The organism is Streptomyces sp. NPDC051180 (assembly GCF_040689545.1).
In the GTDB taxonomy this organism is placed as follows: domain Bacteria; phylum Actinomycetota; class Actinomycetes; order Streptomycetales; family Streptomycetaceae; genus Streptomyces.
Genome location: NZ_JBFBBC010000001.1, coordinates 639,331 through 657,810 on the forward strand (window position 1 = coordinate 639,331; position 18,480 = coordinate 657,810).

An 18,480-nucleotide genomic window follows, 5' to 3' on the forward strand; every position below is an offset into this window, starting at 1 on the left:
TCTCAGCCGTAGCGCCCGAGCTCGTCGAAGAAGTCGTCGACGATGACGAGTTCTCCGGAACCCGCCAAGGTGTCGTAGACGTACTTGCCGACGGCGAGGTCGAGGACGCCGAGACCGAACGGCGAGAAGATCGCGGTCCGGTCCGGTGGCACCGATACCCGGCCTGACATCACGTCGGCCAGGGTGCCGTGGACGAAGTCCCTGTTGCCCGTCAGCTTCTCGGTGAGGTGAGGAGACGTCTGGGCACGCAGGCAGTGGTCCGGGTCGTCGACGATGTTCGTGGCGGACAGCAGGACCCGGGGGGCCAGGTCGCGCAGGGAGATGTGGAGGATCACCGGGTGGTGGTCGAACCACGAGGGGTCGCTGATGTGCGGCGTGGCCGCCACGGTGGCGAAGACCAGCAGGTCGCTGTTGCGGACGAGTTGTTCGGGGTCGGTGTGCACGGTGACGCGCCCCTCGGCACCGGACTGCTCCAGATAGAGCCGGAAGCCCGCGGCGCTCTCCGCCGAGCGGTCGTGGACGCCGATGTCGGTGAAGGACCAGCCGGTGCCCCGGAGGTAGGTGTGGACGTAGCGTGCGATGAGGCCCGTCCCGATGAATCCCACGCGCGTCGCCCGTGGTCTCCCCCGGCTGAGCCGGTCGGCGGCGGACGCGGCGGAGGCCGCCGTCCTGACGGCGCTGATGACGGAGCTCTCCATGCAGGCGAAGGGGTAGCCGGTCAGGGGGTCGTTGAGGATGAGGACCGCGGATGCCCGCGGGATGCCCGACCTGACGTTCGCCGGGAAGCTGGAGATCCACTTGAGCCCGTCGACACGGGACGCGCCGGAGAGGGAGGCCGGCAGGGCGATGATGCGCGCGGTCGCCCGGTCGGGGAACCGGAGGAAGGTCGACGCGGGGTTCACCGTCCGCCCTGCGGCATGCAGGTGGTAGGCGGCTTCGACGATGTCCTTCACGGTGGTCTCCGCGCCGTCGAGAACCTGCTTCACCTGGCGCCCGGGGACGACGGCGAAGGGCGGGGCCGAGACGTCCTCCTGCGGCGGGGACTGTTCGGACACGGGGTGCAGGGCGTTCATGTCGCTGCGCTCCCTGTCCGCTCGGCGGGTGTCGTCTGCCGCTTCGGGTCCGCCATCGCGACGACGACCCTGCGGGGGCCCTCGTAGGCTTCTCGGCTGTGTGCGGTGCGGACGTTGTCGACGAGCATCAGGTCGCCCTCCCGCCACGGCCGGCGGACGGTGTGGGCCTCGTACACCTTGTTGATCAGCTCGACGGTGTCGGCCGGGACGGGGTCGCCGTTGCCGTAGCGGGTGTCGAACGGCAGTCCTTCGGGGCCGTACTCGTCGATGAGGAACCGGCGCACCTCGGGGTCCATCGTCCCCTGGTTGAGAAACGCGATCTGGTTGAACCAGCAGCGTCGTCCTGTGTCCGGGTGGGGTACGACGGCTCTGCGGTGCTGCCGGGTGCGCAGAGAACCGTCGGGTTGCCAGTCCGCCTCGATGCCGTTGGCGTGGCAGTAGGTGTCGATCGCGGTGGGGTCATCGGTGCCGAATGCCTGGGAGAGGGGGGTGCCGATCTCCTCGTGGTAGGCCCGGGTGAGGATCCAGCCCTCTTGTTCGAAGCGTCGAACCTCGTCCTCGGGAAGGGCTTCCAGGACGGCGGCGGCGTCGGCCAGTGCGGTCGCGCCGCCCGTGGTCGGGGCCTCGAGGCAGGCGAAGCACAGCAGACCGGGGAATCGTCCGGCGTAGCTCAGCTCGTGGTGCATGCACATGGGGCGCTGGGGCGGCCAGGCGGCCGAGGAGTAGAGGCCGTCGGCGTACGGGGTACGGGGCGCGAAGCCTTCGGTCTCCCTGGCCGGGCTCAGTTGCAGCGTCGCGAGGACGGCGACGACGTCGGAGACCGTGCGGAGACCGAGGCCCGTCACGACGGCCGCTCCGTGTTCGGCGACGACGCCGAGCACGTCGGCGTGGTGCTCCTCCGCCCATGCGGCCGCTCCCGTGGCTCCCGCGGAGCTCTCGATCTGCGGTGTCGCCGTCGGTCCCGGTGCGCGGTGTCCTCGGAACAGTGCGGTCCTCATGTCGCGCTCCTCGTTCGTGTCGTGCCTTCAGGTGGTCTTCGCCTCCATGCGGTCGTCGGCGGAGCGGTCACCCCCCTCATGTGCGTCGATGAGCGTGGCCTGAGCGGCGAGGGTCGGTGATGCCGCCAGATCGCGCAGGGACACGATCCTGTCCAGCGCCACGACGAGCTGGACGGCGGTGAGGGAGGTTCCGCCGAGGTCGAAGAACGAGTCACCCCGCCTGATCGTGGAAGGGTCCGTGCCGAGGACCGCCGCCCACGCCTCGGCCAGCCGTTCCTCCGTCCCCGGGCGGGGGGTGTCACCCTGCGTGTCACCGCGGAGGATCGTTTCGGCGAGGGCGCCGAGCGCCTTGCGGTCGATCTTGCCGTTGGGGGTCAGCGGGAGTCCGTCCCGGTGGTGGCACAGGGTCGGAACCATGAAGGCGGGCAGCATGTCGGCCAGCAGGTGTCGGAGGCGGTCGGAGCCGAGTGCCGGGTCGCCGCTGTGGAACGCGACGAGGTGACGTCCGTGCCCTTCCGCGCCGGTGACCACGACCGCCCCTTCGCGTACCCCTGGTACGCGCAGGAGAGCGGCTTCGACGTCGCCGATCTCCACCCGGAACCCTCGGATCTTGACCTGGGAGTCGCGGCGCCCCAGGAACTCGAGGCGTCCGTCGGGCAGCCAGCGGCCGACGTCCCCGCCCAGGTAGAGGCGCTCTCCGGGGCGGAGGGGGTCGGACCGGTAGCACGCGGCGGTGCGCTCCGGGTCGTTGACGTAGCCGCGGCCCACGCAGACGCCGGAGAAGGCGATGGTGCCGGGGGCCCCGAGCGGGACGGGATTCCGGTTGTCGTCCAGGACGTGGACGCGCGCGTTGCGGATCGGTCGTCCGAGGGGGACGCGGTCCTGTGGGGGCGCGCCGTGCATGACCTCGTGGTTGGTGTCGTCGGACGTCTCGGTCAGCCCGTACGCGTTGACGAGGCTGCTGCCGGGCCTGACGCGGAACCAGCGTCGGACCAGGTCGGCCCGGAGCGCCTCACCGGTCACCGAGACGCATGCGAGGTCGGGCAGTGTGCGGGGGGCCCGCTCCAGGGACGAGGCCAGGACGTCGAGGTAGGAGGGGACGACCTGGAGCACGCCGACCCGCTCTTCGGTGATCAGGTCGAGGAACCGGTGGACGTCCAGGACCGCGTCCTGTTCCACGAGCAGTGTCCGGCCGCCCACCAGGGTGGCGGCGAGCAGCTGCCACAGCGAGATGTCGAAGCACTGCGAGGCCGTCTGTGCCACGACGGATCCCGACCGGACGCCGAGGTCCTCGGTCTTGGCCAGGAGGTGGTTGAGCATGCCCGCGTGCTCGACCATCGCGCCCTTGGGTTCGCCGGTCGACCCGGAGGTGAAGAAGATGTAGGCGAGGGCGTCGGCCGGTACGGGGATGCCGAGGTCGTCGTCGCCGCTGCCGCTCTCCGCGACGGAGGGGGTGTCGATCACGTCCGGGGCCGTCCGTGTGGCGAGTGCCCGGTCGAGGTGTGCGGCGCTGCCCGGTGCGGTGAGCACGACGCGGCATGCGGCGCGTCGCAGCATGGTGGCGATGCGCTCGGGCGGATAGTCCGGATCCACCGGCAGATAGGTGCCGCCGGCCTTGAAGACGGCGAGGACGCCGGCCATCCAGTGCAGGTCACGTGGGAGCACGACGGCGACCGTGTCCTCGCGGCGCAGGCCACGGGCCAGGAGGGCGTGGGCGAGGCGGTTGGCCCGGACGTTGAGGTCGCGGTACGTCCATTCTCGCCCGCGGTGCACGGCGGCGACGGTGTCCGGGTGCCGGTGTGCGCGGTCCTCGAACAGTTCGTGGAACCGCCGGTCCGGCAGGGGCTTTCGCGGTCCGGCGAGGTCGTCCGTCTGGAATCGGATCTCTGCGGGTGAGAGGAGGCATTGGCGGTCGTGGCGGGCTTCCGGGTCGGTCAGGATGCCTCGGAGTGCCTGGAGGTGGTACCCGGCGATCCGCGCGCCGGCGTCGTCGTCCAGTGCGTCCGTGCGGAACCGCAGCTTCAGGGCCGGCCGGCCGGCGTCCTCCGTCACGCCGAGGCACAGGACCGCGTCGGTGGGGAGGTCTGGTGCGTGCCCGTCCGGATCGAAAACGGCCTCGGGGTGGCTCTTCCGGCTCGGAGCGGGAAGGTCGGGGGGCCAGGCCGCTTCCTCGTCGCCCAGCAGCTCTTCCGCGTGAGCGGCGATGCCTACGAGGTCGCGCCACGTGCCCGGCGCGACGGTCACCCGGCACGGCACGTACCGTCCCGGCGCGGTCAGCCGGGCGAGTGCCACAGTCGACTCCCCGGAGAGTGCCGCGAGGACCTTGCTGTACGCAGCCAGGTGGAGCGCCGAGAGGGGCACACCGAGGTCTGCGGCGCGTTCCCGCAGAAGGGTGGACGTGTTGTTCGGTAGGGCAATCGTCCTCTCCGCCCAGCCCCTTACGGGCGTCGTGGTCCAAGGCGGAACCAGCGTCCATGCGGTCGTGGTCGACGTCTCGTCGGTCGGTGCGTCAAGTGCGGCGGTCATCGGAGCTCGCCTCCTTCGTCCAGGTGGTCGGCCGGGTGGGCGGGATTGCCGGCCCACCGGCCGCCGTCCGGCACGGTCTCGCCCTTCATCAGGAAGGAGTCGGTCTCCAGGAGGGCACGAGCCCCGATCTCCACGCCGTAGTGGACGAAGGCACCGACGCCGAGCGTGGTGTCCGGGCCCAGCACGCTCGGTTCCGACTTGAAGGCGCCGTCCTCCTGCGAGTGGCATTGCACGACACTGCCCGCGTTGAGCGTGGACCCGGCGCCGATGGTCACCATCGACCGCTCGGGGAGGCTGCAGCCGTCGTCGAAGACTCCCTTCCCGACGCGGACTCCCAGCATCCGCCAGACCGCGGACTTGAACGGCGTGCCGTTCAGGACACGGAGATACGCCTCGGCGGGGACCTTCCAGTACCGTTCCCGCCTCCAGAACCGCACGTCGTAGATCGAGCAGAACAGCGGCCCGAGCGGACCGAACAGGGTGACGACCCGCTCGACGAGGACGCCGTAGGCGATGGTGCACGGGAGCAGGACCGCATTGGCCAGAGCGAACACCCACAGACCGGCCTGCTGGTACAGGTCCGCGGCGCCGGCGAAGAGCAGGGTGAGGAGGAAGAGGTAGAACCACGTGGTGAGCAGGTACCAGGCCATGGTCAGGGCGTTGTGCCGGCTCTTCGCGGCGAGGCGGCGCGCCAGCTCGTCTTCGGTGCGGACCTCGTCGAACGAATGGTCGCGGAGCACCGAGCGCGGGATCTCGAAGCTGGGGGAGCCCAGCAGGCCGACGTTCTCCCGGATCTTGCCGTCCACGGGCACCATGACCTTGGTGGCGAGGAGGCAGTTGTCTCCGGTCCTCGCTCGCGCGGGGTAGGCGATCAGGTTGCCGAGGAAGCTGTGGGCCCCGATGCGGGTGGGCGACACGCGGAACGAGGTGCTGGAGTAGTCCGCGTTCATGAGGGAGAGGCCGTCGGCGATCATCGTTCCCCTGCCGACGCGGCTCATCAGGGGGCTCTCGTGCTTGACGACGGTCCCGAAGTTCGAGCCCGTCTGCTCCACACGGGAGAGGTCGTATCCGATCCAGCGCAGGTAGTGCACGACGGCGGCACTGTCGCCGAAGAGCCGGGTCAGGCTCCGTCGGTTGGTCAGGACCGTCGCCAGGCGGTGGACCGCGTGGTGGAATCCGTAGAGCGGATAGATCCGACCGGGGACGACGATCCGACCGGCCAGTCGCGACACCACGGGCAGAAGCAGCAGGGCGATCAGGAGCCCGCCGAGGAGCACGAGGGCGGTGAACGCCAGCAGGTCCCCGTAGAAGCCCGGGTCCGAGAGGGCGGCCGGCCCGGGTTCCAGTACGGCCGCCAGCTGCGGGGTCTTGGACAGCAGGACGTCCAGCCCGCCGACCGCCAGGGGCGCGACGACGGCCGTGGCGACGAGGACCTGCCCCACCCCGTGGACGGCTCGGCGTACGGAGCCGCAGGGGGCGGCATCGACGCCCTGGAAGTCGCTGTCGCAGGGCTGTGCGGGCGACCCGTGCCAGTGCTCTCCTCGGGGGACGGACTGCCCGGCATGGAGCGACGAGGCGTGACCGAGCTGGGAGCCGTCGGCCATCACGGTCCCGATGTCGAGCACCGTCGACTCGCTGACGACGACGCCGCGGCCGAGGGTCACGGGGCCGGTCTCGATCACGGAGCCGCGGGCGCGGTAGCAGCTGATCCGGGAGTCCTTGCGGACCACCGTGTGGTCCCCGACGGACAGCAGGTCGGTGCAGACGGGCACGGTCCGGGACAGGACGGTGACGCCGCGGCCCAGGTGGGCGCCGAGTGCGCGCAGGTAGAACGAGTACAGCGGCGTCCCCACCGTCAGGACCAGCGGATTCGCCCGGACCAGCGTCTTGACCAGCCAGAACCGCATGTAGCCGAAGCTCCAGATCCGGATGCGTCCCGGCTTCCACCGTCCGATGAGCAGCCACTTCGCGAGGATCGGCAGGGCGCACAGGATCAGGAGTGCCGCGGCGCCGAAGGCCACGGACCGCAGGTAGTCGTCGAGTGGACCGTCGCCCGCTGCGATCCATGCGTATCCCCCGGTGACGAGGGCGGCGAGGAGGAGCGAGTAGACGAGATAGGTCAGGAGTTGCACCGCACCGCAGACGAGTACGCGGGGGCGGCCGAGAGCTGCGGGCGGCGCCTCGTGCGCGTCGCCCGCAGGTGGGACGGCGGTCGTCTCGTGCGGCACCCTCGGGCGGTCGGGCGGATGCGTGACGGGCGATGCCGTCAGGGCGATGCTCAGGCCGCGGATGGTCGGATGCCGGTAGACGTCCCTCATGGAGAGCGACGGCAGCCCGCTCTGCTTCCTCACCCGCGCGCAGAAGTGCGCCATGAGGAGCGAGTCGGCCCCCAGATCCTGGAAGAAGTCGCTTTCCGGCGCCACGGATTCCAGACCGGCGACCTCGGCCAGCAGACGGCCGAGCAGCTCCTCCACGCCCGTCGCGTCGATCATCCGGTCGCCATGTGCCGGGGCGACGGTGCCGGGGGGCGTCGCCGTCTCCAACGGGTTGCCTCGCATAAGGGCTCTCCCTGACGGGTGTCTGTCGAACGCCGGCGTGCACGGTCGACGTGGACCGCACCGACGCCCCTGCCGGTGGGGTGGGGCTGGTGATCGGTGGACCGTGGCTCGCGGCCGCAGGCTCGTACAGCTGATTCGAGGCCGGGACGCGCCGGGATGTACCGAGGGCACGATTGCCCGGAATCCGCCGGGAGGCCGTGCGCCCCGCATCCCGCCGGGAGGCGGGAAGCGGGAAGAAAGGAGACAGGCGGGGCATGGCGGTCGGCCAGGGCAGGCCCTGCCGACGTGCACGGACGTACGATGAGGTGCGTCCCCACCGGTTTCCCTCAGAGACCCGCAGAGGGCACCATGACCGACCCGGCAGGCTTTCTCCGCATACCGCGGCGACCCGCGCCGTCCAGGCCCGCCGGCGAGCGCGTCGGAGACTGGGACGAGGTGCACACGGGCCAGCCGCTGCTGCCGGTGGTCTCCGCCCAGGCACGACGATGCATGGACTGCGGCGTGCCCTTCTGCCACGGCGGTTGCCCGCTCGGCAACCTCATCCCGGAATGGAACGTGTACGCCGCCCACGGGGACTGGGCCACGGCCTCGGAACGGCTGCACGCCACGAACAACTTCCCTGACTTCACCGGCCGGCTCTGCCCGGCGCCCTGCGAGGACGCCTGTGTCCTCGCGCTGACCGACGACCCCGTGACGATCAAGAACGTCGAGCAGGCCGTGGCCGACCAGGCGTGGGCTCGCGGGTTCGTCGCTCCTCTGCGGCCCACCAAGCCCTCGGGCCGCTCGGTCGCGGTCGTGGGATCCGGGCCGGCCGGACTCGCCGCGGCCCAGCAGCTCACCCGCGCCGGGCACGCCGTCACGGTCTACGAGAGAGCCGACCGCATCGGCGGGCTCCTTCGCTACGGCATCCCCGACTTCAAGATGTCCAAGGAACGGCTGGACTGGAGACTCGCGCAGATGGAGCAGGAGGGCACGCGGTTCCGCCCCGGCTCCGACGTCGGCGGCCCCGTGGACGCGGCTCTGATGAAGGTCGAGTTCGACGCGGTGGTGGTCGCCACCGGCGCGACCGTACCGAGGGAAATGCGCTGTCAGGGACGGCAGTTGGGCGGGATCCATCACGCCATGGAGTACCTGACGGCGGCCAACCGCTCCACGGCGTCCGATCCCGTGCCTGCGTCGCTGTCCGCACAGGGCAAGGACGTCGTCATCATCGGTGGAGGTGACACGGGATCCGACTGCCTCGGGACCGCGCTGCGCCAGGAGGCGAGGTCCGTCGTGCAGATGGACGTCCACCCACGGCCGGATCGCGGCCGCGCGTCCGACGAACCGTGGCCGCTCGTGCATCCGAGGGTCTTCCGGGTGTCCCACGCCCACGAGGAGGCGTGGGCCCGCGACGGCTGCGACCCCCGGGCCTTCTCCTCCGTCGCCGTCCGCTTCGACGGTGACCCGTCGGGCCGAGTCAGGGCTCTGGTGCTCGGCGCGGTGGAATCCGGCGGCAGGGACCCACTGCCGGGCACGACCCGTGTACTCCCCGCTCAGCTCGTCCTGCTCGCCCTCGGGTTCCGGGGCCCCGGCCAGGATCCGGGACTGGTCGGCCCGCTCGGCCTTTCGGTCGGCGCCGAGGGCACCTTCGCCCGGACTCCGGACTTCGCGGCACTGCCGCCTGCCGCCACGCCACCGCTGGAGGAGGGCGCGTCCCCCGGCCGTGCAGTGCAGGCACCGTTCGGCAGTGCCGCCGAGGAGGCGTCCACCGGCGTCTTCGTCGCGGGTGACGCCGGACGAGGTCCTTCCCTCGTGGTCTGGGCCATTGCCGAGGGCAGGGCGGCTGCAGCCGCGACGGACCGCTATCTGCGGGGAGCCACCGAGCTCCCCTCGCCGATCAGGGCCACGGACCGGCCGCTGGTCTGATCCGTCCGAGCCTCAGGACGAGGCAGCACGGCAGGTGCCCGGTGCCGGCCGGCGGCTCGGATCGGCCCACCAGCGAGCCGCTCTGCGTCTCTTCCCTGAAGGAGTGGCCGTGAACGGGATGCGTGCATCCCGCTCCCGCGGAGGAGCAGGTGGCCCCGCGCTCTCCGGCGAGGAAGGGTACGGGGCCACCGGCGGTTCCAGGGTCCTCGGGCAGCCGCTACTTCGGCATCAGGACGGTGTCGATGATGTAGACGTTGGCGTTGGCGGTCTTGACGTTGCCGCAGACCACGCTCGCGGTGTCGTTGACCTTGTAGGACTCGCCCGAGCCGGACGTGGTGATCTTGCCCTTCTCCAGGGTCTCGAAGGAGCCGTTCTCCAGCTGCTTCGGCGTCAGCTTCTGCCCCACGACGTGGTAGGTGAGGATCTTGGTGAGCGTCGCCTTGTCGGCGAGGACCTTGTCCAGGTCGGCCTTCGGGATCTTCGCGAATGCCTCGTTCGTCGGCGCGAAGACCGTGATGTCCTTGGCGTTGTTCAGCGTGTCCACGAGCCCGGCCTTCTTCACCGCGGTGACCAGGGTGGACAGGGCCGGATTGTTCGAAGCGGCCGTGGCCACCGGGTCCTTGGCCATGCCGTCGAACGAACCGGCACCCTCCTTGGGGACACCGGCACAGGCCGGGCCGAAGGGCTGGTCGTCGGTCATGGCGTCGTCCGACGGGGTGGCCGTGGCCGTCTTCGCCTGGTCTCCCGCGGCGGCGCTGGGGGCGGACTTGGTGTCGCCGTCGGAGTCGGAGCACGCGGCCAGGGAGAAGGGCAGCAGGGCTGCGGCGGCGACGGCGATCGCGGTGCGGCGGATCTTTGCGCTGTTCATGATCTTCTACTCCTTGGGAACTGCTGGTGAGGGTGGGGTACCGCGGTGGTGCTTCCGGGGCCGGCGCCCTGGCCGGTCCGGGGGTCTAGGGGACGGTGACGAAGACGCTGTGCCAGCCGCTCGCCCCGTCCGGGATGGTGCGGGTCCGCTGTTCGGTCTGCACCTGGCCGGTGCCGTCGGTGGCGCGGACGGTGAGTGTGTGGCCGCCGGGTGTGGCGTTCCAGCGGTAGGACCACTGGCGCCAGGTGTCGACGGTGTCCTGGGCGGCGAGGTCCGCGTCCCGCCACGGCCCGTCGTCGACTCGGATCTCGACACGGGTGACGCCGCGGTGCTGGGCCCAGGCGACGCCCGCCACGGTCACGATGCCGGCGGCGGGGCGGGCGAAGGGCTTGGGTGTGTCGATGCGGGCCTGCGTCTTGATCGGCGCGCGACGGGCCCACTTTCGCTTGACCCAGTACGGGTCGTAGGCGTCGAAGGTGGTGAGTTCGAGTGACTCGATCCACTTGCAGGCCGAGACATAGCCGTAGAGGCCGGGCACGAGCATGCGGACCGGGAACCCGTGGTCGAAAGGCAGCGGTTCGCCGTTCATGCCGACGGCGAGCATCGCGTCGCGTCCGTCCATCACGTCCTCGACGGGTGAGCCGAGCGTCATGCCGTCCACCGAGCGGGCGACGAGCTGGTCCGCCGTACCGCCCTGGGACGGGGGGCGGACGCCGACGTCCTGGAGGAGGTCACGGAGGGGGACGCCGAGCCAGCGGGCGTTCCCGACGTAGGGGCCGCCGACTTCGTTCGAGACGCACGTCAGCGTGATGTCCCGTTCGATGAGCGGGCGGGCCAGCAGCTGGTCGAGGGTGTAGGTGCGGGGCCGGGCGACTCCTGCGCCGTGGATCCGCAGCCGCCACGTCCCGGCATCGACCTTGGGCACCGTGAGGGCGGTGTCGACGCGGTAGAAGTCGCGGTTCGGGGTGGTGAAAGCGCTGATACCGGGCACCTTCAGCCGCGCGCCGACCGGTACGGCCTGCGCCGGTGAGGCGGGCGCGGGCAGGACCAGGTTCTCCCGCGAGGCGATGGCGCCCTGTCCCTTTCGGCCCGCCAGGTAGCGCCCCAGCACGCCCGCGGACGTCGCCGCGACGGCGGTGAGGCCCGCCGCCGCGAGGAACCCGCGCCTGCCCCACGCCCCCTGACCCTCTTCTCTCTCCGGGGAAGAGGGCGTCAGGGTCGCCCTGCCGGCCAGAACGAAGAGAGTGACGGATCCCGCGAGTGCTCCGACGATCGAAGGGAGCACGTCACCGGCGCCCGTGGAATCGGGGCGGCTCAGCGCGGCTGCGGCGCCGATGACGCCGAACAGCAGCACGCCGGCGGCGCCGAGCCTGCGATGCCGCAGCGCGACGAGGCCCAGGCCGATGGCGATGAGGACGAGGAGTACGAGGATGCCGAGCTGCAGCACGGTCTTGTCGTTCTGGCCGAACTGCCGGATCGCGAAGTCCTTCACAGCGGCCGGCGTCCGGTCGATGACCGCGCCTCCCACCACGGTCACGGGCCCTGCGGCGGGCCGCACGAGCCCGGCGACCAACTCGGCCACGGCAAGCGCCGCGAAGGCGGCGAGAAGCCCGGCCAGGGCGCCCCGTGCGGCGCTGGAGAGGGTGTTGCGGAAGCTGGTCACACTCGGCATTCGGCAGCCTCTGCCCAGCGGATTGGTGCTTCCCCCGGACGAGTGAACTCGACGGCTGATGTTGCCTCATGTGTCCTGACCGCTCACGCCGGATGGACAGAGGTGTGACCAGGGGGCGGGCTCGCCCGTCAACCGGTCGCGCGCGCCACCGTCGGGCCTGTGGTCGCGGAGGGGCAGCGGCCCTCTCAACTGGTGGGCGGTTGCCGCGGGTGGCTGGACCGACAGCCACCCGCGGCCCGACCCGCCCGGCCTGCCTCACCGGCGGGCACCCGGGCCTTCCCGGAGCATCCGCGCGCCCGCGCCGGGTCAGGTCACCGGTCCGCGCCGCCTCGTCGCGCGGCGGACCGGTGGCTCTGGCGGTGCGTCAGGCGTTGACGCAGGTGTTGCCGAACGCCGGGTTCAGCAGCCCGATGACACTGACGGTGTTGCCACAGGCGTTCACCGGGATGTGGAGGGGAACCTGGACGAGGTTGCCCGATCCCACTCCCGGCGAGTACGCGGCCACACCCTGCGCCCCGGCATCAGCCGAAGCCATCGCCCCGCCGCCCATCACGACGGCACCGGCCACGACCGCCACCGCGAGACCACGTCGTACACGAACCATCTCGACTACCTCCTCTGGAGATCCGAGACCGGGCGGGGAATCCGCTCGGCCCGCGGGGAACCCCAGATCCTCAGGCGGTTCCCTCACGCCTGCCTTCGCCGCGGGTCACTCGCCGGCTGGGCGGACGGCGCGCCCTTCCCTCGAACGGGTCAGTCGCCGGAGTCAAGGTGACGAACCGTGCCATCCCCGCACCCGTCCGCTACGAACCACTGCCGACACCCGACCTTCCGGTCGAGATCCGGCTTCGCGACCGCATGAGGGACACCACGTGAAACAGCACGCGACCGATGCGCTCTCCGCCGCCTACGCGCTGGGGGCGCTCGACCCCGGGGAACGCGCGGGCTTCGAGCACCACCTGCGGGCGTGCGAGACCTGTCGGCAGGAAGCCGCGGAGTTCGGCACTACCGCAGCCCTCCTGGGCGCGACTGTCTCCGAGGCTGCGCCGATGTGGTCGAAGGCCCGGGTCATGGCCGCCGTCAAGGCCGTCCGGCAGCTTCCACCGCTGCCTCCCCCACTCCCCTGGTCCTGATGGCCCTCCCCGTCCGACTCTTCGCCTGCGGACCGTCGCGCACGGGGCCGGCGGATCCCTCTCACCCCCCGTGGGCGGTCGCAAGGAACGCGGCCGCCCACGGAAGGTGGCAGAGAGGCGGAGGACTACTTCTGATCGATCGGCAGGGCGATGTCGGTGACCTGGTACTTCTTCGGGAAGGCGCCCTTGTCGGTGGCCTTGCCGACCAGCAGGTTGACGGAGTAGAGGCGGTAGGAACCGCCCGTGCCGATGGTCGCGAAGCCGTGGTTCATACCGGCGGCCGCGTCGAAGTAGATGTCGAATCCGGCGTCCAGGTCGGCGTTGGCGCCGAGGTTGCCGGTGGGGGCGAGGGAGCCGGCGTTGGCGGGTGACTGCAGGGAGATGCGGTCTGCCATGGTGTCGAGGTCGAACAGGGTCGTCGCGGTCGACGCGTTCAGGTCGTTGTTGGTGTAGGCGGCGCCGGTCACGCCCATGGCGGTCGACGGGGGCGTGGTGGGGTTGGTGAGCATGCCGTCGACGGTGGTGGTCAGAGGGGCCGCAGCGTCGTCGATGTTGTGGCGCAGGTTCTGTCCGGTGTTGGAGATGACACGCAGCCGGTTCGCGGCCGGGTTGAAGTCCACGCCGAACGTGGTTCCGGCGAGTGCGACGGTCAGCTGCGACACCTTCATGGCTCGGGCGTTCGTGGTGTTCAGGGTGTAGACGCCACCCCTGTCGCCGACGCCGTACAGCTTCTCGTTCTGGACGCGGAAGTCGATGCCGACGAGCTTGGTGTCACCGGAGAGACCCCACACCTTGCCCAGCGACCAGGTCTTGGACGGCTTCTTCACGTCGAACTCGACCAGTCGCTGGTCACCCGTCAGCCCGATCGCGCTCAGGCCGCCCTTGTGGTCCATCGCAGGCTGCGCCTTCGTGCTTTCGTCGGCCGCCGCGAGCGCGGGCGCCGCGCACAGCGCGGCGAGCACGAGGGCGGTCGCGGTGGTGATGGTGCGGCTTCGCATGTTCTCTCCCAGATCGTTCGGCCCGGCCAAGGTGGCCGACGGCTCCTCGGGGCTTCGTGATCGATGCCGTCCCGGATGGCCTTCTCGGGTGGATGCCACCCGCATGGCGCAAGCAGCAGGGTCCGGGGCGGACCGTTCGGGTGGGATCGTCACCGGCGCAGGCGGACGCCGGCGGGCGGACAGGCGTAGACGGTCGCCCTTTCCCTCACGAGTTCGGGGATGCCCGTGTAGCCGCGGATGCGGCTGGCGCCGAGGTAGGTCTCCGAGGTCCGTCCGGCGGCGAGGTCATGCGTTACCCAGTCACTGGCCACGCGTTTTCACACCTGGAGGCGCCGACTGGCGGCGCGCGTCCTTGCGGTGCCCGCACGGAACGGTTCCGCGCATGAGGCACCGACCAGGGCACCCTGCCCTTTCGCACCTCGAATCCCCCGCCCACCCATATCGCAGCAACGGGAGAATCCTTGAGCCACGGAACGTCACGCCGCGTCGCCCTGATGGCGGCAGTCGGCACCGCCCTCACACCTGTGATCCAGTGCGGCACCGCACACGCCGCCGCCCCTGCCCCTGCCCCTGCCCCTGCCCCTGCCCCTGCCCCTGCCTCACCGAAGCCGCCCGAGGGCACCCCCGTGACCAACCCTCGCCAGCCCGGTGCGATCTACGACTCCGAGGCGGCGCGTCGCCGGCACGCCGAACCACTGAACGCTGCGGTCGGCTGCGCCGCCGAACTCGGGGGACGGAACTGATGGCGACGTTCGTCACCCGGGCCCAGTGGGGTGCACGTGCACCCGAGGGGACCAACAGCAACATCACCCCTGAGCAAGGGGGTGTGGTGATCCACCACATCGACGCCGTGAAGGTGGCTCGGGCCAACCACGCCGACTGCGCGGCGCAGGTGAGAGGCATCCAGAGCTACCACATGGACTCCAATGGCTGGGCGGACGTCGCCTACAGCCACCTCGCATGCGTCCATGGATATCTTTTTCAAGGACGCGGCGAGTACGTTCGAACCGCGGCCCAGGGCACCACTCAAGGCAATGACGACTGGTACGCGATCTGCGCTCTGACCGGCGGCACCGCGAGCGCCTATGACGTCATCTCGGCCCAGCTGATCGACGCCATCCGCTACGGAGTCAACCGCCTGCGGGTGTCGGGCGGCGCCGGCCCGGCCATCACCGGCCACCGGGACCATCACGCAACGGAATGCCCGGGCAATCTCTACAGTCGGGTCCTCAAAGGCGAGGTCAATCCCGGCGGCGGCCCTCTGCCCTACCCCGGAGTCAACTTCAGGCAGAGCCCGCCCACCGTGCACGCGAGCGTGGCGACCTGGCAGTACCGGATGAACAGCGCGCACGGATACTCCCTGACCGTGGACGGCCAGTACGGCGCGGGGTCCGACGCGGCCTGCCGCAGCTTCCAGTCCGGCAAGGGCCTGAGCGTCGACGGCGTGGTGGGACCGGCGACCTGGGCCACCACGTTCGCCTGAGGCACGGATGGATTGTGATGGTCACACGGCATTGCGGGAACAGCGTGCGACCATCACGGTCATCGGCATCCCAGGTCGCCACGAGTGTGCGAGGAGTTCATTCGCGCGGGCTGACGAAGTCGCGTCCGCTGTCGGCGCCGGAAGGGTCGGGAATCTCGCGCTCGTAATTCGCCAGAGCCAAGCCGAGCGCGAAGAAGGTAGGCGCCCATTCTCCGACGAAGATGCCCCATCGGTCAGCGCGTTCCAGGTTTTCCCGCTGGCTCGATGCCAGCCACGACGACAGCGACAGACCGATGGAGCCCACAGCGGCGAGGTAAGCGTGCTCGCTGCGCAGACCGGCTTCGTGAAGCTTCTTGACGATCATGTTGACGTCCTTCCAAGAGCGGCTCAAGGCGCGGAGCGACCGATGCGCCTCAGGCACCGAAACATCGTCATGAACACCGTTGGACATCCACCTCTTCGCCTGTCGAGGCGCGTCTGGATGCGCGATGGACGTGGACGCGTGATGCACCGTGTGGGACGAAGCGGAGCGCCGCTCGCGCCATCAGGGTGCCCGTCGCGGACGATGGCTGCCGTCCCTCCCCCGCTCGATCTGCTCCATACGTGCGGGGCAATCACGAGGTGACGTTCAGATGTGTCAATGCCACGATGGTCTGGAGAGGTTCGGCTCACACTCTCGAGGTGCTCAATGGACGCCTCTTCTCCCCTTCACAGCGGCGGCAAGGTCTTCGATCGGCGCGAGAGTGCGGTCATCGCGGCAGCAGCTCTGTCCATGCTGCTGGTACAGATGGATTGGTTCGCGCTCAACCTGACGCTTCCCGTGATTGCCAAGGACTTTCAGGAACCGACCACCGACTTGCAGTGGCTGGTCAGTGGCTACATGCTCACGCTGGGTGCGTTCATGATCACCGGTGGGCGTGTGGCGGACGTGCAAGGGCGGAAGAAGACGCTGGTTTCCGGGCTCGCCGGCTTCTGCGGCATTTCCGTGTTGTGCGGACTCGCCCCATCAGCAGGCTGGCTGGTCACCGGCCGGATCGTGCAAGGCGTGACAGCTGCCTTCATCTTTCCTGTCGCCGTCGCTGTCGTGACCTCGCATTTCAGAGACGCACGACAGGGACGCGCCGTGGGCACCGTCCTGGCCTTCAGCGCGATCGGAACCGCGCTTGGCCCCTTCATAGGCGGCACCCTTGCCGAGCATGTCAGCTGGCGCGCCGTATTCTTTGTCAACGTTCCGATCTGCTTGGTCGCAGCACTACTGATGATGAAATTCGTCCCCGAAACGCGCGATGCTGAGGCATCAGGGCGACTCGACCTGCCGGGCGTGGCAACCATCGTCGGCGGTCTGACCCTGCTGATGCTGGCCGTCGACCAGGGCGATCAATGGGGCTGGACTTCCTTCGCCACCCTGATGTGCCTGATCGCCGGAATCGCGTTGCTCACTGGATTCGTGATGCTGGAACGCCGCAGCCGCGAGCCCCTTTTGGATCTGGGATTGCTGAAGAACGGGATGTTCGTCATCATCACGCTGGCGGGCTCGGTGTCGAACGTAGTCTATTGCCTCGTGGCGGTGTTCTCCGCGCTCTACTTGCAGCAGGCTCGCGGCTTCAGTCCGTTCGAAGCCGGCATCATTTTTCTGGCGCTGTCCGTCGGCGCCGGCACTGCGAGCTACTGGTCGGGGCGCCTGGCCCAACATTGGCGTCCTGAATTGCTCATGGGGCTTTCGATGCTGCTCAGTGGAATGTCGTTGCTGGTCCTGACGTGGTCTCATCCGATCGGTCTGTACGTAGTGGTCTTCGGCGTTGTCGGGGTCGGAGTAGGACTTGGATGGGCCCTGACAAATGTCGCCACCCAGTCCTATGTACCGGCCTCACGCCTTGCTGCGGCATCGGGATTCGTTCTCACGGCTCTCGTTCTCCTGGGCGCGTTGGCGGTCGCCGTCGCTTCGACCGTGCTGGAGGTCATCAGCGGATCGGCCGCCGCCGCTGCCGCGGACGAGGCGGCCATCAATGCCGTACTGCGAGCGGCTGCGGTACTCACCCTGCTCGGCGGAGTGGCGCTTCTCGGAGCCGTCCGGTGGGGAGCGACGGCGGAAGGGAGCGGGAAGCAGCCGGGCCGACGGCATTCGGCGTCGCCGAGCGCATCCCAGGGGGCTCGCCTGCCGGAAGACTGAGTGGTCGACGTCGGAAGGACTTCTCATGATCGGCAACAACGTCGCCATCCTGGCCGAAGGCGTCTCGAGGAACTTCGGCGATGTCGTGGCTGTCGATCATGTGGATGTAGCCGTCCGCACGGGTGAGATCTACGGTTTCCTGGGACCGAATGGCGCCGGGAAGTCCACCTTGACGAGGGTCCTGTGCACCCTCCTGAAGCCGACGGGCGGCCGGGCTGAAGTCGCTGGACACGATGTTTCGGACAGGCCCGAGATGGTTCGCCTGAACGCTGGTGTGGCACTTCAGGAGGCCGCCCTCGACGACAAGCAGTCGGGTGCGGAAATGCTGGCCCTCCAAGGTCGCTTTTACGGAATGTCGCGTGCTGCCACAAGGGCGCGAATCGGCGAACTCGCGGAGTTGGTCGACCTCGGAGACGCCCTGCAGAGGCGGGTAGGAACCTACTCGGGAGGAATGAAGCGGCGCCTCGACCTCGCGTTGGCATTGATCCATGATCCCTCTGTGCTCTTTCTCGACGAGCCCACAACCGGCTTGGACCCGGCGAGCAGGTCTCGCGTGTGGAGCGAGGTCCAGCGTCTCAATACCGAAACGTCAATGACCGTCTTTCTGACTACGCAATACCTCGAAGAGGCGGACCAACTGGCAGACAGGGTCGGAATCATTCACCACGGAAAATTGGTGGCGGAAGGAACGCCTGATGAACTGAAGAGGTCCATTGGTACGGATCTCGTCGTCGTAACCTTCGAGGGCTCTGCGCGCAGCGCCCGACAGAGTATTGATGGGCTGAAAGAGGTCAAGGAAGCCGGCGGAGACGGCCAGACTCTTGTGGTGAGCGTGACCGACGGGCCATCCGCCATCAGTCCCGTGGCCGTTGCACTGTCGGCGACACCGGAGATCCGGGTGAAGAATATTACGCTGCGCCGCCCCTCTCTGGACGATGTCTTCGCATCCGTGACAGGCGAAAGAATCAATTCACAACCGAGCGTTTCATCGCTGGGAACCGCACCTCAAGACACGGCGGCCACTCAGTGAATGCGACGACCCGGCCCCGGCATGACGCCACACAGACACGCAGGGCGGGATTTGCCTATGACT

15 protein-coding genes are annotated in these 18,480 nt (G+C 69.5%); 5 read left to right on the forward strand and 10 right to left on the reverse strand.

Annotated features, from left to right (window positions below; genetic code table 11):
* Positions 1–2: 2 nt before the first annotated feature.
* The 4 genes from sbnB to AB0424_RS02845 form a co-directional block, all read right to left on the reverse strand.
* Positions 3–1,073 carry a 2,3-diaminopropionate biosynthesis protein SbnB gene (sbnB, locus tag AB0424_RS02830; RefSeq protein WP_366301658.1) on the reverse strand — a complete coding sequence of 357 codons (1,071 nt, stop codon included), beginning with the start codon at positions 1,071–1,073 and terminating at the stop codon, positions 3–5.
* Complete coding sequence (locus AB0424_RS02835; RefSeq protein WP_366301659.1) at positions 1,070–2,071, reverse strand: TauD/TfdA family dioxygenase; 1,002 nt, start codon at positions 2,069–2,071, stop codon at positions 1,070–1,072. The genes sbnB and AB0424_RS02835 overlap by 4 nt, the downstream gene beginning before the upstream one ends.
* Positions 2,072–2,098: 27 nt before the next feature.
* On the reverse strand, positions 2,099–4,363 hold the full coding sequence (locus AB0424_RS02840; RefSeq protein WP_366301660.1) for a non-ribosomal peptide synthetase: 2,265 nt from the start codon (positions 4,361–4,363) through the stop codon (positions 2,099–2,101).
* Positions 4,364–4,593: 230 nt separating this feature from the next.
* Complete coding sequence (locus tag AB0424_RS02845; protein ID WP_366301661.1) at positions 4,594–7,155, reverse strand: Pls/PosA family non-ribosomal peptide synthetase; 2,562 nt, start codon at positions 7,153–7,155, stop codon at positions 4,594–4,596.
* Positions 7,156–7,503: 348 nt separating this feature from the next.
* Between AB0424_RS02845 and AB0424_RS02850 the strand changes: the two genes are divergently transcribed.
* A complete protein-coding gene (locus AB0424_RS02850) occupies positions 7,504–9,063 on the forward strand; it encodes a glutamate synthase subunit beta (RefSeq protein ID WP_366301662.1) in 1,560 nt (519 codons plus the stop codon).
* Positions 9,064–9,280: 217 nt separating this feature from the next.
* Here the strand turns inward: AB0424_RS02850 and AB0424_RS02855 are convergent, their stop codons facing one another.
* The 3 genes from AB0424_RS02855 to AB0424_RS02865 all read right to left on the reverse strand — a co-directional run bounded on the left by AB0424_RS02855 (position 9,281) and on the right by AB0424_RS02865 (position 12,207).
* Entirely contained in the window at positions 9,281–9,931 is a 651-nt protein-coding gene (locus tag AB0424_RS02855; protein ID WP_366301663.1) for a fasciclin domain-containing protein, read from the reverse strand.
* An 85-nt stretch (positions 9,932–10,016) separates the two neighbouring features.
* Entirely contained in the window at positions 10,017–11,603 is a 1,587-nt protein-coding gene (locus AB0424_RS02860; RefSeq protein ID WP_366301664.1) for a molybdopterin-dependent oxidoreductase, read from the reverse strand.
* Between the two features lie 364 nt (positions 11,604–11,967).
* Positions 11,968–12,207 carry a chaplin gene (locus AB0424_RS02865; protein WP_366301665.1) on the reverse strand — a complete coding sequence of 80 codons (240 nt, stop codon included), beginning with the start codon at positions 12,205–12,207 and terminating at the stop codon, positions 11,968–11,970.
* A gap of 268 nt (positions 12,208–12,475) precedes the next feature.
* Between AB0424_RS02865 and AB0424_RS02870 the strand changes: the two genes are divergently transcribed.
* A complete protein-coding gene (locus AB0424_RS02870; RefSeq protein WP_366301666.1) occupies positions 12,476–12,736 on the forward strand; it encodes a zf-HC2 domain-containing protein in 261 nt (86 codons plus the stop codon).
* A 125-nt stretch (positions 12,737–12,861) separates the two neighbouring features.
* On the opposite strand, the gene AB0424_RS02875 is transcribed toward AB0424_RS02870, so the two are convergent.
* Together AB0424_RS02875 and AB0424_RS02880 are read right to left on the reverse strand one after the other, a co-directional pair.
* Positions 12,862–13,734 carry a DUF4394 domain-containing protein gene (locus AB0424_RS02875; RefSeq protein ID WP_366301667.1) on the reverse strand — a complete coding sequence of 291 codons (873 nt, stop codon included), beginning with the start codon at positions 13,732–13,734 and terminating at the stop codon, positions 12,862–12,864.
* Positions 13,735–13,883: 149 nt separating this feature from the next.
* Positions 13,884–14,045, reverse strand: coding sequence for a hypothetical protein (locus tag AB0424_RS02880; protein WP_366301668.1), 162 nt, complete (start codon positions 14,043–14,045; stop codon positions 13,884–13,886).
* A gap of 431 nt (positions 14,046–14,476) precedes the next feature.
* On the opposite strand from AB0424_RS02880, the gene AB0424_RS02885 reads away from it, so the two are divergent.
* On the forward strand, positions 14,477–15,217 hold the full coding sequence (locus tag AB0424_RS02885; RefSeq protein WP_366301669.1) for a peptidoglycan-binding domain-containing protein: 741 nt from the start codon (positions 14,477–14,479) through the stop codon (positions 15,215–15,217).
* A 97-nt stretch (positions 15,218–15,314) separates the two neighbouring features.
* Here AB0424_RS02885 and AB0424_RS02890 read toward each other — a convergent pair whose 3' ends face one another.
* Positions 15,315–15,581 (reverse strand): hypothetical protein, encoded by a 267-nt coding sequence (locus AB0424_RS02890; RefSeq protein WP_366301670.1) that lies wholly within the window; start codon positions 15,579–15,581, stop codon positions 15,315–15,317.
* A 324-nt stretch (positions 15,582–15,905) separates the two neighbouring features.
* On the opposite strand from AB0424_RS02890, the gene AB0424_RS02895 reads away from it, so the two are divergent.
* Complete coding sequence (locus AB0424_RS02895; protein ID WP_366301671.1) at positions 15,906–17,387, forward strand: MFS transporter; 1,482 nt, start codon at positions 15,906–15,908, stop codon at positions 17,385–17,387.
* 25 nt (positions 17,388–17,412) lie between these two features.
* On the forward strand, positions 17,413–18,417 hold the full coding sequence (locus tag AB0424_RS02900; protein WP_366301672.1) for an ATP-binding cassette domain-containing protein: 1,005 nt from the start codon (positions 17,413–17,415) through the stop codon (positions 18,415–18,417).
* Positions 18,418–18,480 lie beyond the last annotated feature (63 nt).

Excerpts from the sequence above, each read along its gene's own strand:
- AB0424_RS02850 (WP_366301662.1), top strand. The coding sequence starts at position 7,504 with ATGACCGACCCGGCAGGCTTTCTCCGCATACCGCGGCGACCCGCGCCG.
- AB0424_RS02900 (WP_366301672.1), top strand. The coding sequence starts at position 17,413 with ATGATCGGCAACAACGTCGCCATCCTGGCCGAAGGCGTCTCGAGGAAC.
- AB0424_RS02860 (WP_366301664.1), bottom strand. The coding sequence starts at position 11,603 with ATGCCGAGTGTGACCAGCTTCCGCAACACCCTCTCCAGCGCCGCACGG.
- sbnB (WP_366301658.1), bottom strand. The coding sequence starts at position 1,073 with ATGAACGCCCTGCACCCCGTGTCCGAACAGTCCCCGCCGCAGGAGGAC.
- AB0424_RS02885 (WP_366301669.1), top strand. The coding sequence starts at position 14,477 with ATGGCGACGTTCGTCACCCGGGCCCAGTGGGGTGCACGTGCACCCGAG.
- AB0424_RS02855 (WP_366301663.1), bottom strand. The coding sequence starts at position 9,931 with ATGAACAGCGCAAAGATCCGCCGCACCGCGATCGCCGTCGCCGCCGCA.
- AB0424_RS02835 (WP_366301659.1), bottom strand. The coding sequence starts at position 2,071 with ATGAGGACCGCACTGTTCCGAGGACACCGCGCACCGGGACCGACGGCG.
- AB0424_RS02890 (WP_366301670.1), bottom strand. The coding sequence starts at position 15,581 with ATGATCGTCAAGAAGCTTCACGAAGCCGGTCTGCGCAGCGAGCACGCT.
- AB0424_RS02895 (WP_366301671.1), top strand. The coding sequence starts at position 15,906 with ATGGACGCCTCTTCTCCCCTTCACAGCGGCGGCAAGGTCTTCGATCGG.
- AB0424_RS02875 (WP_366301667.1), bottom strand. The coding sequence starts at position 13,734 with ATGCGAAGCCGCACCATCACCACCGCGACCGCCCTCGTGCTCGCCGCG.
- AB0424_RS02845 (WP_366301661.1), bottom strand. The coding sequence starts at position 7,155 with ATGCGAGGCAACCCGTTGGAGACGGCGACGCCCCCCGGCACCGTCGCC.
- AB0424_RS02865 (WP_366301665.1), bottom strand. The coding sequence starts at position 12,207 with ATGGTTCGTGTACGACGTGGTCTCGCGGTGGCGGTCGTGGCCGGTGCC.